The sequence below is a fragment of the Alphaproteobacteria bacterium genome, from assembly GCA_041396705.1.
GTDB lineage: Bacteria > Pseudomonadota > Alphaproteobacteria > CALKHQ01 > CALKHQ01 > CALKHQ01.
In genome coordinates, this window is sequence record JAWKYB010000010.1 from 1 (window position 1) to 12,281 (window position 12,281).

General features: G+C 70.1%; 12 protein-coding genes. 2 read left to right on the forward strand and 10 right to left on the reverse strand.

Annotated elements, in window-relative coordinates:
- Positions 1-169: 169 nt before the first annotated feature.
- Entirely contained in the window at positions 170-334 is a 165-nt protein-coding gene (locus tag R3F55_14895) for a hypothetical protein (protein MEZ5668696.1), read from the forward strand.
- A 10-nt stretch (positions 335-344) separates the two neighbouring features.
- Here R3F55_14895 and R3F55_14900 read toward each other — a convergent pair whose 3' ends face one another.
- The 9 genes from R3F55_14900 to R3F55_14940 all read right to left on the reverse strand — a co-directional run bounded on the left by R3F55_14900 (position 345) and on the right by R3F55_14940 (position 10,281).
- Positions 345-896 (reverse strand): hypothetical protein, encoded by a 552-nt coding sequence (locus R3F55_14900; protein ID MEZ5668697.1) that lies wholly within the window; start codon positions 894-896, stop codon positions 345-347.
- 140 nt (positions 897-1,036) lie between these two features.
- A complete protein-coding gene (locus R3F55_14905) occupies positions 1,037-2,560 on the reverse strand; it encodes an extracellular solute-binding protein (protein ID MEZ5668698.1) in 1,524 nt (507 codons plus the stop codon).
- Between the two features lie 52 nt (positions 2,561-2,612).
- Positions 2,613-3,494 carry a carbohydrate ABC transporter permease gene (locus R3F55_14910; protein ID MEZ5668699.1) on the reverse strand — a complete coding sequence of 294 codons (882 nt, stop codon included), beginning with the start codon at positions 3,492-3,494 and terminating at the stop codon, positions 2,613-2,615.
- Positions 3,494-4,402: a sugar ABC transporter permease gene (locus tag R3F55_14915; GenBank protein ID MEZ5668700.1), complete on the reverse strand. Its 909-nt coding sequence runs from the start codon at positions 4,400-4,402 to the stop codon at positions 3,494-3,496. Before R3F55_14915 ends, R3F55_14910 begins: the two co-directional genes overlap by 1 nt.
- A gap of 190 nt (positions 4,403-4,592) precedes the next feature.
- Positions 4,593-5,807 (reverse strand): AGE family epimerase/isomerase, encoded by a 1,215-nt coding sequence (locus tag R3F55_14920; protein MEZ5668701.1) that lies wholly within the window; start codon positions 5,805-5,807, stop codon positions 4,593-4,595.
- A 115-nt stretch (positions 5,808-5,922) separates the two neighbouring features.
- Positions 5,923-7,470: an ABC transporter permease subunit gene (locus tag R3F55_14925; GenBank protein MEZ5668702.1), complete on the reverse strand. Its 1,548-nt coding sequence runs from the start codon at positions 7,468-7,470 to the stop codon at positions 5,923-5,925.
- A 205-nt stretch (positions 7,471-7,675) separates the two neighbouring features.
- Positions 7,676-8,458: an ABC transporter ATP-binding protein gene (locus R3F55_14930; protein ID MEZ5668703.1), complete on the reverse strand. Its 783-nt coding sequence runs from the start codon at positions 8,456-8,458 to the stop codon at positions 7,676-7,678.
- 59 nt (positions 8,459-8,517) lie between these two features.
- Positions 8,518-9,492: an ABC transporter substrate-binding protein gene (locus R3F55_14935; GenBank protein MEZ5668704.1), complete on the reverse strand. Its 975-nt coding sequence runs from the start codon at positions 9,490-9,492 to the stop codon at positions 8,518-8,520.
- 45 nt (positions 9,493-9,537) lie between these two features.
- On the reverse strand, positions 9,538-10,281 hold the full coding sequence (locus tag R3F55_14940) for a 5-formyltetrahydrofolate cyclo-ligase (protein ID MEZ5668705.1): 744 nt from the start codon (positions 10,279-10,281) through the stop codon (positions 9,538-9,540).
- Positions 10,282-10,488: 207 nt separating this feature from the next.
- Between R3F55_14940 and R3F55_14945 the strand changes: the two genes are divergently transcribed.
- Positions 10,489-11,334 (forward strand): MurR/RpiR family transcriptional regulator, encoded by an 846-nt coding sequence (locus tag R3F55_14945; protein MEZ5668706.1) that lies wholly within the window; start codon positions 10,489-10,491, stop codon positions 11,332-11,334.
- 21 nt (positions 11,335-11,355) lie between these two features.
- On the opposite strand, the gene R3F55_14950 is transcribed toward R3F55_14945, so the two are convergent.
- Positions 11,356-12,273: a hypothetical protein gene (locus tag R3F55_14950; GenBank protein ID MEZ5668707.1), complete on the reverse strand. Its 918-nt coding sequence runs from the start codon at positions 12,271-12,273 to the stop codon at positions 11,356-11,358.
- Positions 12,274-12,281 lie beyond the last annotated feature (8 nt).

Here is a 12,281-nt window from a genome sequence, read left to right on the forward strand (position 1 = left end):
GAAGAACGCGAGGCAGCCGCGGTGGTTCCACCGCCGGACGGCCGGATCGCAGACGTCACTGCCGGCAGTGCCGTCGCTGTCCTAACCTAGGTAATGGACGTGCGGGCGCGCGCATGCGCTGTTGTCCGCCATCGGGCCTGCCGGGAATGGCCTGGGAACGGAGCCAAAGATGGACGACAGGTCAGCCCTGAAGCGGACCGAAAAGCTGCAACTGATGCTGGACGAGATCGAGCTGCGCCAGATCGAGGACTGGCGCTTCGATCATCGCATGCCGTCGCGCGCGGCGGCCATCCGCGCGTTGGTCCGGCTCGGCCTGCGCGCCGCGGCCGGCTGAGGCCCGGCGGTTAGGGCATCGTGAGCCGGCCTGCGGCGATGTCGGCGAATGTCGCGCCATCGACGCGGGCCGCGATCACGGTCTGGCCGTAGCCGAAGCCGCGCATGTTGAACAGCCCGTAGACCAGGACCAGCCGGTCGCCTGTCAGCAGCAGCGCCTCGACGGCGGTGTCGTCCGGCGGATTCAGGCGGATCAGCGGACGCAGGTCGGCGCGCGGCTGCTGCAGCCAGTCCGCGACCGGCCCCAGCGGCGTCGCCGGCTCGACCAGCAGCGCCAGTCCGTCAAGCAGGGCGGCATAGCTGCCGCCGTCGCCGACATAGTCGCGGACATCGGCGCCGAAGCCGTCGGATATCCGGAGATGCGCCGGGTCGATCCACTCGACGCGCAGGATCCCGCCGGCGTCGGGCCTGACATCGCCTTCCAGATAGGCGATGCCGTTTGCGTCGCCGAAGAACTGCGACCAGCCGACCATGCGGTAGTCGACCGCGCCCCCGCCGGCGCGCGCGGCCGTTGCCGCCGCTGCGAGCGCAAGCGCGGCGGCGACGGCGCGGAACAGTGTCAATGCGGTCGCTGCGCATGCGGACATCGGGCGACCGTGGCAGGCCAATGTGGCGAAGATCGGTTCGCCCGTTGCGACCGCCGGGTCCGGAAACGACTGGCGGGGCCGAAGCCCCGCCAGCGCTTGCATCTTCGAAAGCCGGCTCAGCCGCGGAACGGCGCGGCCAGCTCGTTTGTCTTCTCCGCGATCACCGCCATCGCCTCTTCCGGCGAGCCGTACTGGCCGGCCAGCAGCTTGCCGAGTTCGACCGGGATGACGTTGTTGGCGATCTCCGGCCAGCTCGGCAGGTCCGGCTCCGAGCCCATCCGGTTGTTGATCGTCCATTCGATCGCCGGGAAGTGGCGGGTGGTGCCGGCGCCCGGCACCGCCGCGGCCAGCACGCGCTCGTCCCTGAACGCGGAGAGCCGCACCGGCGAGGCGCCGCCGCCGACCACGCAGCTGCGTGCCACGATGTCCTTCGACGTCACCCACTGCATGAACAGCCAGGCCGCTTCCTGGTTCTGCGAGTAGCGCGACAGGGCGATCGACGAGCCGCCTTGGTGGCCGATGTGCGGGATCTCGTTGAAGCCGGCCTGTTCCGGCGAACGCAGCGCCGCTTCTTCCGGCGGGATCGCCGCTTCCATCAGGCCGCCGCCGACGGCCGAATCGCCGCCGTCCAGGCCCGGGAAGAACTCGCCCCAGGAAATGCACTGGGCCGCGATGCCCTGGGCCATCGACTGCCACTGGCCGTCCCAGGTCCAGGTCGTCGCTGCCGGCGGCATGTACTTGACCAGCTCCAGCATGTAGGCGAGGCCTTCCATGCCCTGCTCGTCGTTGCCGGTGAACATGCCGTCCGCGCCGAAGATCGAGCCGCCGTGCGACCACAGCCAGATGGTCCAGTCGCACTCCAGCGAGTAGTGGCCCGACTTCAGCTCGCCGGTGGTGCCGTAGATGCCGTTGCCGATCTCGGCCTCGTGCAGCGCCTTGGTGGCGTCCATGTACTCCTGCATGGTCGTCGGAACGGCGAGGCCATGCTTGTCGTACAGGTCCTTGCGGTACATCAGGATCGCGATCGGGATGTCGAACGGCACGCCCATCATCTGGTTGTAGGCGGTGGCGATGCCCTGAACCAGCGGCGGGGAGAAGTCCTCCCAATCGTAGCCGGGCATGGCGAGTTCGGCGTTGCTGTCGTACAGCTCGCGCGGGTTGACGGTGTCCGGCGAGAACAGCGCGGCCCAGGCCTGGTCGAGATAGTAGAGGTCGTAGGTGCCGAGCTGGCCCTGGGCGTCGAGCGTCGCCTTCTGCAGCACCTGCTCCAGCGGCACGATCTCGATCTCGACGTTGATGCCGGTCAGCTCCTCGAACTCCGACTTCAGCTCGGAGGCCACGTTGGTCGGCGGCGTCGCTTCCGAGGTGTAGCGGATCGTGGTGCCGGCGAACTGGCGGCCGACGTCGCGCAGCCAGGCGCTGACGTCATCCGGCGTCTGCGCCGCCGCCATGCCGGTGCCGAGCTTGTGCAGGCCGTTGAACGGGCGCCCGCCGCCGAGGAACGCTGCGGAGAAGCCGGAGAAGCCGACACCGGCCTGCGCCATGCCGCGCAGGAACTGGCGCTTCGAGATCTTGCGCTGGGCGAACTTGCCCGCCGTGTCGGCGATATACGTCTTGCGATCGTATTCCTTGAAACTCATTGCCGTCCTCCCTTTGGTTGGTTGATAGGCACTCTCGTCCGCGGGCGGCTCCTCAATCCTTCAGCGAGCCGAGGGTGAGGCCGCGGACCAGATGGCGTTGCACCAGCAGGATGAAGATGAAGCTCGGCACCAGCGCGGCGCTGCCCAGCGCGGTGATCAGGCCCCATTCCGTTCCGGTCGAGGTCACGAAGGTGGTGATCTTGACCGGGATCGTCCGGATACTGGTGGTCAATTGCAGGCTGATCAGGAACTCCGTCCACGAGAAGATGAAGCACAGCACCGCGGTCGCCGCGATGCCGCCGCGGACCAGCGGCATCACGATCAGGCGGAACACGGTGAAGCGGCTGGCGCCGTCGATCATCGCCGACTCGTCCATCTCCTTCGGCACGTCGTCGAAGAAGCTCTTCAGCAGCAGCGTGGCCAGCGGCAGGTTGATCAGGGTATGGGCGATGATCAGGCCGACATGGGTGTCGCGCAGCCCGATGTCGCGGAAGATGAAGAACAGCGGGATGGCGACGGCGATCGGCGGCATCATGCGCTGGGCCAGCACGAAGAAGATGACGTGGTGCTTGGCCCGCATGGTGAAGCGCGACAGCGCATAGCCGGCCAGCGTGGCCAGGAACACCGCCAGCGCGGTCGAGCCGACCGCGACGATCACGCTGTCGATGATGGTCGGGATCGAGTAGTAGCTCGACGCACCGCCGGTCTGTCCGCCGATGCCCTGGCTGAGGTCGATGCGCGATTCGCCGAGCAGCGCGATACGGTAGTTGTTCAGCGTCGCCTCGAAGTCGAAATAGTTCGGCGACCGCGTGAAGATTGCGGTGTAGGGCTTGAACGAGGCCAGCACCCACCAGAACAGCGGGAACATGAACAGCAGCACGACGAGCCAGGCCAGCACGTCGCGCGTGATCGCGCGGGCGAGCGAGCCCCGCATCAGAACTTCACCCGCGAGAACTTGATGAACAGGAAGCAGATCACGTTGAGCAGGATCAGCGTGATCAGGCTGAGGGTGGAGGCATAGTTGAAGTTGGCGGTGGTGAACTCGCGCCCGGCATAGAAGCTCAGCGTCTCCGTCGCCGTGCCGGGACCGCCGGTGGTCATCGCGAAGATGTAGTCGTAGATGCGGAACAGGTCGATCGTGCGGATCAGCACGGCCACCGCGACGACCCGGCCCAGCATCGGCAGGGTCAGGTACCACAGCGACTGCAGGTAGCTGGCGCCGTCGATCGCGGCCGCCTCATAGGGTTCCTTCGGCAGCGCGCGCAGGCCGGCCATGATGATCAGCACCATGAACGGCGTCCACTGCCAGATGTCGGCGGCCATCACCCCGGGCAGCGCGGTGTAGATGTTGCCCAGGATCGGACTGCCGGGGTCGGCCAGCCCGATGGCGTCGAGATAGTAGGCGAGGACGCCGAACTGGGCGTCCTCCATCAGCAGGAACATCAGCCCGGTCACCGCCGGCGGCACCACCAGCGGCAGCGTCATCATCGCCCGCAGGAAGCCGTAGCCGCGGCGGTCGCTGTCCAGCAGCAGGGCGATCGCAAATCCCAGCGCCACCTGGAAGATCAGGCAGACCGCGGTGTAGATCGAGGTCACCATCAGCGCATTCCACATGCGCTCGTCGGTGAAGGCCTTGCCCCACTGGTCGAACCAGGAGAACTCCATCGCCCGGGTATAGGGGTTCTTCTCGTTCAGGGTCAGCCAGACGGCATAGCCCAGCGGGTAGATGCCGAAGGCCAGGATCAGCGCGAACATCGGCGCCAGCCACGGCAGCGGGTGGTCCATGGTCAGCCACCGCGGCAGCACGAGGAAGTGCCGCGGCCTGCTCTGCCCTGCCACCATCGCGGTCAAACCCTGGCGCCCCTTCCGACGAGGTCTGGCTGACGTTTGCTCCCGAGGGGCATTCGACACGGCACGTGAACATTTGTCTAGTCCCCGTGACATTTATTCTGGCCCCGCGGCCGACCGCCTGCCGGTACGCCTCCGAAGCGGGCAAGAACGGGCGCGCGGCCGGCGACCGCCGCCTGCCGGATCAGATCGCGGCGAGGTCGCCCGACAGGCAGGTGCCGGCCGGCAACAGCGGGACGATGCAGGCCTGGAAGCCATGATAGAGGTCCGGCTTGCCGGCGAAGATCGTGCGCGACGGGCGGTCGTCGTCGTCCAGCTCCGGGAACCAGCCGCCGTGCTCGCGGTCGATCAGCCGGGCAGCCGCGAACTCCCAGATGCGCTCGTACCAGTCGGCATAGAACGGGTCGCGTTCCAGCTGCCAGAGCACGGCGGCCGCCGCGATTCCCTCGGCAGCCGGCCAGAACAGCCGGATCGGCTGCAACGGGCGGTGGTCCCAGTCCAGCGTGTAGACGAAGCCGCCGCGGCTGCGGTCCCACCCCTGCCCGACCGCGTTGGCGAACAGGCCCTGGGCGGCCTCGACCATCCATCCGGCGCGCCGCCCGTCGAGCTGCCACAGCTGCACCAGCAGCCGGCTCCATTCCAGCGCATGGCCGGGCGTGGTGCCGGCGGGCCGGAAGATCGGATCGCCGGCATAGGCCCGGTCGATGCGCCATTCGGTGTCGAAATGCTCGGCCACGTGCCAGTCGCAGGCGCGCGCATTGCGGTTGACGATCAGGTCCGCGATGCGGGTCGCCTTGGCCAGATAGCCGGCATTGCCGGTGACGTCGTAGGCCGCCATCAGCGCCTCGGTCATGTGCATGTTGGCGTTCTGGCCGCGATAGGCGCCGATCTCGGTCCAGCCGGCATCGAAATCCTCGCGGACGGCGCCGAAGCCGTCGTCCCAGAAATGCCGGTCGATCACGGCGGTGATGTCGGCGAGCAGCGGGTCGGCCGCGGGATCGCCGGCGCGCTTGGCCGAAGCGGCGGCCAGCAGCACGAAGGCGTGGCCGTAGGCCGCCTTGTCGGTGCGCGCCGGGCCGTCCGCCCGCACGCCGTAGAAATAGCCGCCGGCTTGGGCGTCGCGGTGCGCATCCCACAGGAAACGCATGCCCTGCTCGATGCCGGCGGTCATGCCCGGCACGCCGAGTTGATGCGCCAGCGCGAAGCAGTGGATCATCCGGGTGGTGTCGTGCAGCTGGAACACCTCGTCGGCGCCGAGCAGCGGCGCACCGTCGAAGCCCAGCGTCCTGAAGCCGGCCGGCCCGCCGGCGCTGCGGCTGTGGAAGGCGAGCAGGCTGCACGCCTCGCGCCACAGCCAGTCGCGATGGAACGGCCGCTCGATCATCGGCGTCTGGGTCATGCGCGCTCTCCCCGGTGATGCGGCGCCCGGCAGGCGCCCTCGGCTGAGGCTTGGGACCGAAATCGCCCCGCTGTCAACGGGCCGCCAGGCCGCGCGGCTTGAACGGGATCGCCGTTCAGCGTCGGGCGAGCAGCCGGGTCTCGGCGGCGGCGACCAGCTGGTAGAAGCCGATCGAGACCAGCACCGCCACCACCGCCACCGACCAGATCATGCCGTAGTCGAGCATGCCGCGCGACTGGTTGATCAGGTTGCCGATGCCGTAGCCGGTGGCCAGCCACTCGGCGATCATCACGCCGAGCAGCGCCCGCGGCGCGCCGAGCCGGGCGGCGGCCATCAGGTGCGGCAGCGCGGCGGGCACGCTGACATAGCGCAGTTGCTTCAGCGGCGAGGCGCCATAGGCCGCGAGCACGTCGAGCGCGCTGCGCGGCACCTGGGCGAGACCCTGGGCCAGGGTGACGAAGGCGGGGAAGAAGGTGACAGACACGGTGACGACCAGCGTCGCGGTGACGGTGCGGCCGAACAGCAGCACGATCAGCGGGGTGAGCGCCACCAGCGGCATGGTCTGGCTGACCAGCGCCACCGGCAGCAGGGCGCGGCCGAGCGGTCGCCACACCGTGGTGACGACGGCGAGCAGGAAGGCGAAGGCAAGCCCCGCGGCGAGCCCGGCGACCGCAAGCGGCAGGGTGTCGGCCAGCGCCGCGAACAGGCGCGCGCGGGCGTTGGCGGACTGGGCGCCGGCAACCAGGTACTCCCACACCGCCGGCGGGGCGTAGGCCACCACCGGCGACAGGTCGAGCAGCAGCAGCACGCCCCACCACAGCGCGAGCGCGAAGGCGACCGAGAGCAGTGCGATGCCGAGCCGGTGCAGCGGCCCGCCGCCGACCTTGCCGAGCAGGTCCGGTGAGCCGCCCGCCGCCATGGTCGCGGCGCGGCCGCGCTCCAGCGCGCGGCGGCCGGCGAGCCCGAAGACGGCATAGGCCAGCCCGGCGATGGCGGTGGCGGCCAGCCCGATGCCCCACAGCCGGGCGGGGTTGGCCTGGCCGAGCGAGCCGAGCAGATAGGTGCCGAGCCCCCAGCGCACGCCGCCGCCGAACTCGGCCAGGATCGCGCCGAGCACGGCCGCCGGCGCGGCGACCTGCAGGCCGGCGAGCAGGCCGGGCAGGGCGGCGCGCAGCCGGACCAGCGCCAGCACCTTGCGGCGGCCGCCGCCATAGGCATGGACCAGGTCGACCAGGCGCGGGTCGACGTCGCGCAGGCCGAGCAGGGTCGAGACCATGGTCGGGAAGTAGACCGAGACCGCAGCCAGGATCACCCGCGGCTCCGACCCGGTGAACGCGATCACCAGGATCGGCACCAGGGCGATCGGCGGGATGGCGAACAGCGTGATGCTGACGCCGCGGGTCAGCCGCTCGGCTGCCGGCGCCAGCACGAACAGAACCGCGGCGGCGACTGCGACCGCGTTCCCGATCAGGAACCCGGCGATTGCCGCCCACAGCGTCGCGCCGACATGCGGCGGGTAGTCGGCGCGGTCGGTCCAGGCCTGGGCCAGGATCTCGCCCGGCGCCGGCAGCGCGCCGCCGGCGACGAGGTCGAGCCGGCCGACCAGTTCCCACAGGGCAAGGAGGCCGATGATCAGCGCCGGCGTCGTCCAACGGGCGCTCACCCCTGTGCCTCGTGCGCTCTTCGGCAGGTGCGTCGCGCGCGCGACGGCGCGTCCTGCGGCGCAAGCAGGATGAGGTGCCGTTGCGGTCGTGGCAGGTGGACCCGGCGCTCGCGGCAGGCGCCGGGCTTTCGCATCCCGAGGAGCCGAGCGCCGGGCGGCGTGTCGAAGGACGCGACCTCGTCGGTCGGGGACGGCATCGCGCGCCTCACACGCTCTCGCGCACCCGCTGCCCGCCGGCAAGGGACGCGGCGACGGTGTCGCACAGCCGGTGGAACGGTTCGCTGGCCATCACCGCGGCCGGACGCGGACGCGCGAACGGCACCTCCACCGTGGCGACGATCCGGCCGGGGCCTGCGGCCATCACCGCAACCCGGTCGGCCAGGAACACCGCCTCGTCGATGCCGTGGGTGATCAGCAGGGTGGTCGGCCGCCGTTCGAGCCAGATCCGCTGCAACTCCAGGTTCATCGACCGGCGCAGGATCTGGTCGAGCGCGCCGAACGGCTCGTCGAGCAGCAGCAGCTCGGGGTCGGTGACCAGCGCGCGGGCGATAGCGACGCGCTGACGCATGCCGCCGGAAAGCTGACGCGGCAGCGCATCCTCGAAGCCGGCGAGGCCGACCAGCGTCACCAGGTGGTCGATCTCCGCCCGCCGCTCGCGCCAGTTGCGCCCGAGCACCTCCAGCGGCAGCGCGACGTTGCGGCGGACCGACCGCCACGGCATCAGCGCGGGATCCTGGAAGGCGATGCCCAGCCGCCCGCCGCGGCGCAGCGCGTCCGGGCTCTCGCCGGCGACCGAGACACTGCCGTCGTCGGCGCTCTCCAGGCCGGCGGCGATGCGCATCAGCGTGGACTTGCCGCAGCCCGACGGGCCGATGATCGCGGTCAGCGAGCCCGGCGGGCAGTCGAGCCCGATGCCCTCGAGCACCTTGAGGGCCGTGCCGCCGACGTCGAAGCTCTTGTGCACGTTGGCGTAGACCAGGCCCGCCATCGACTTGCCTCGGTGTGCCGCGGCAGCGCCGGTCATCGTGCCCGGCGCGTTCGCCCCCGTCACACCTCATCCAGCAGGGTGGTGTCGAACATGTCGCGGGTGGCGTTGATGCCGATGGCGGCGAGCGCGCGGATGTTGCCCTCGATGCCTTCCTCGTCCATGGCGAAGACGCCGGCCGGGTGCTCGATCAGCGGCTTCTGCGCGGTGTTGAAGAAGACCTCGTTCTCGATCGAGCGGCCGGTGCCCTGGAACCAGCTGTCGGCGAAGGTCGGCGGGTACTTGGCGGGGTCGGTCAGGTTCTCGGCCCAGCCGCGGCGGCTGGCCCGCAGCCACCTCACGATCAGGTCGCGCTGGTTGTCGAGCGCGTCCTGGGTCACCACCACGGTGTCGTTGTAGGTGGTGAAGCCGAAGTCGTAGAGCAGGAACGAGACCGCCGGCTCGCCGGCCTGCTCGATGGTGAACGGCACGTTGGTGGTGAAATCCAGCGAGGCGTCGATCTCGCCCTGGATCAGCGGGGTCGGGTCGTAGGCATAGGGCACGATGCGCACGTCGGCCGGGTCGATGCCGTTCATCTGCAGCATCGCGTTGACCGAAATGGTGTTGACCGGCGGTACAGCCAGGGTCTTGCCGACCAGTTCCTGCGGCGTGGTGATCGGCGCCTTGGCCAGGCTGACGATGCCGATCGGGTTCTTCTGATACTGGGTGCCGACGATCTTGAACGGCGCGCCCTGGTCGACGATCGCCTTGATCGTGGTGTCGGGCGTGGTCAGCGCCAGCGGCGCGCGACCGGACAGCAGCGCGCTTTCCGGGATCACGTCGGGGCCGCCGGACAGGTAGTCCAGCTCCAGCCCCTCCTCCGCGTAGTAGCCGTTGTCGATGGCGACGAAATAGCCGCAGAACTCGGCGTCGTTGATCCAGGCCGCCTGCATGGCGAACGGGTCGGCAGCGCGGGCCCGGCGCCAGGGCAGGGCTCCGGCGGCGGTGGCGGCGGCGCCGGTGGCGAGGAAGGAGCGGCGGTTCATCGCGATAGTCATGGCAGGGCCTCCCAAGGCAGGTGAGCGTGGTGTCGGCGGGGCGGTCTATGCGGGCAGCATGCCGCGGGCGCGCTGCAGCTCCTGCAGCGGCGGGGTGGCGGCGATTACCTCCGGCTCCAGCCGGTCCCAGTGGATGCCGCGCGGCCGCGGATAGCCGCGGGTCACCCGGTGCAGCCGCTTCGGCGTGGCGATCATGTCGACGATGATATCGGTCGGGCTCGGCGTCAGCTTGTCCTCGACCACCTGCACGTCGTGCACGACGGCGATCACCGGGGTGGCGTCGTCGACGATGCCGATGTCGGTGAACATGCCCCATTCCAGGTCGAAGAAGCCGTGGCCCTTGCCGAACCGCACACCGTCGAGCGACACGGCCGACGCGCCGGTCAGCATCGCGTCGAATCGGCCAAGAGCGGCAATCTCGGCCAGGGTGATCGGTTTGCCGAAATACTCCAGCCCGTCCAGCCAGCCGGCGTAGCGCTCGTGGCCGGCCGGCACGTCCTCCGGGCCGAGCCGGTAGAAGCCGCGATAGATGCCATAGGTCGAGACGATCATGGTCTTGCCGGCCTTCAGCAGGCGGCTGCGCATCTCAGTCAGGCAGTTGTCCGGCGTGACGAACAGCAGGCCGGCGTCGCGCACCGCCGGCAGCGCCTCGATCCGCGCGATGGCGGCGTCGCTGCCGACGAAATCCGGAATCACCTCGGCGAAGTTGTAGTGGAACCGCGAATCCGGCAGGGCGTGCTCGCGCAGGCGGGCCCAGATCCTCTGCCTGACGATGGTGGTCCTGTTCATCTTCCCCCTCACAAGGCCGGTTGCGGCCACGCATCGCGCCGTCGCAATCCGCGTGCCATCGTTTCACTGCGACGAAACAGCCGTTTCGTTTGTGGGCCGATCACGGGGTGCCCGATTGCCGTGCAACCGGCTGCCCGCCTGACGCATTTTCCGGCACGTTCGTTTCATCGTAGCCGGCGTGCGAAACAATGGGTATCAAAAAGAATCATGTCGACCCGGCTTTCCCTGCGCATCCAGGATTGTTTCGAGCGCCTGACCGCGGGCGAGCGCAAGCTGGCCGAGGTAATCCTCGGCAATCCGGACGACATCCTGAGCTATTCGGCGACCGAACTGGCCGGCATGGCTGGCGTGTCCAAGTCGACCGCGGCCCGTTTCTTCCGCACGCTCGGCTATGGCGACTTCAACGAGGTGCGGCTGCAGGCGCGGGAGGAGCGCAACAAGACGGCGCCGATGCACCTGGAGGCGCGGGCCGCACCCAGCGAGCGACGGCCCGGCGACATCGACGCCTTCGCCCGGCTGGAGGTCGCCAACCTGAACCGGACGCTGGAGGCGCTACGGCCCGACGTGCTCGCTGCGGCGACGGAGCTGCTGGCCGATGCCCAGCGCGTCTGGGTGCTCGGGCTCGGCACCGAGGAGGGGCTGGCCCGCTATGCCCGACTGCTGCTGGCGCGGATCCGGCCCGACGTGCGCCTGCTCGGCGCCGAGGCGCCGGCGGAGGATCTGGCCATGCTGGGGCCGCGCGATTCCGTGCTGGTCATCGCGATGCGGCCGCGTCACAGCGGCATCCGGCCGATGCTGGCCTATGCCGACACCGCGCGCGCGAAGATCGTCTATCTGACCGACCCGGTCGCCGCCGGATCCGGCACCCGGATGGCGCGGGTGGTGCTGCAGTGCCACACCGCCAGCTACGGCGAGCAGCCGTCCTACGCCGCGACCCTCAGCGTCGTGCAACTGCTGGCGGCGAATGTGGCCGCGCGGCTCGGCCCGCGCGCCCGCCAGCGGCTGGCGCTGATCGCAGACATCCACGAGGAGATGGAGGACCTGTCCGAGTAGAGGTTCGCCGCCGGCCGGCCGTCACGCGAAGCTGACCGCGGCACGCGTCTCGCCGGCGTCGACCGCCGACGGCTGGACCAGGTCGGCGAGCGGCAATCGCGCGGCGTCGGCCTCGGGGCGTGCGACGTAGAGAACCGCCTCCAGATGGCTGCGGCTCGGCGGCCGGCGAATCGGATCGCCGTCCGGATCGATCGCGGCCAGGGTCGCGTCGCGCTCGGTGGCGTCGGCGAAGCGGCGGTGCGGCATCGGCCAGCGCGACCAGGTCTCCACCGTCAGCCCGGCGCGTTGCAGCGCTGCCTCGCAGGCGGAGAAATCCATCTGCCGCAGCGGCAGGGCGACGACCCAGGGCTGCCGCCGCGCCGGGTACAGGCCGAGCAGCCGCGACAGGCTGCGCGCCCCGATGTAGCTGAAACCGCCGGTGACGGTGACGAGATCGGCCCGCGCGAGGCCGGCCGCGGCGGCGGCGTCCAGGCGACCGGTCTCGAGATCGACATTCACCGACTGCTCGAGCAGGCCGACGGCGCGGGCGTAGACCAGGGCATTGGCTGCGACGTCCACGCCGGTCACGCGGGCCGGGCGCGGGGCGATCCCGCGCTGGCGGAAGTAGGCGGCATCGCCGCCGATGCGCTGGTCGTGGCTGGTGCGGGCCTGCCGTGCCAACCGGAACCGGCGATAGAGATCGGCCAGGCTGACGCGGTGGTTCAACAGGGCGGCGTTGACGCCATAGCCGCAGCACAGGTCCAGCACTTCGACCGGGCGGCGTCCGCGCAGGCCGGCCAACGCCCGTGCCGCGCGCCGGAACACCGGTTGTGCGTGGTGCGGCGTCTGGTACTGCAGCGGCTTCAGCCGCGTGAAATAGGCATCGGGAACCGGCTGATCGTAAATGTCGTCGAAGGCGCACTTGCCGCTGGCCAGCCGTGCGGCGTCCGGTGTTCCCATGTCGGCGA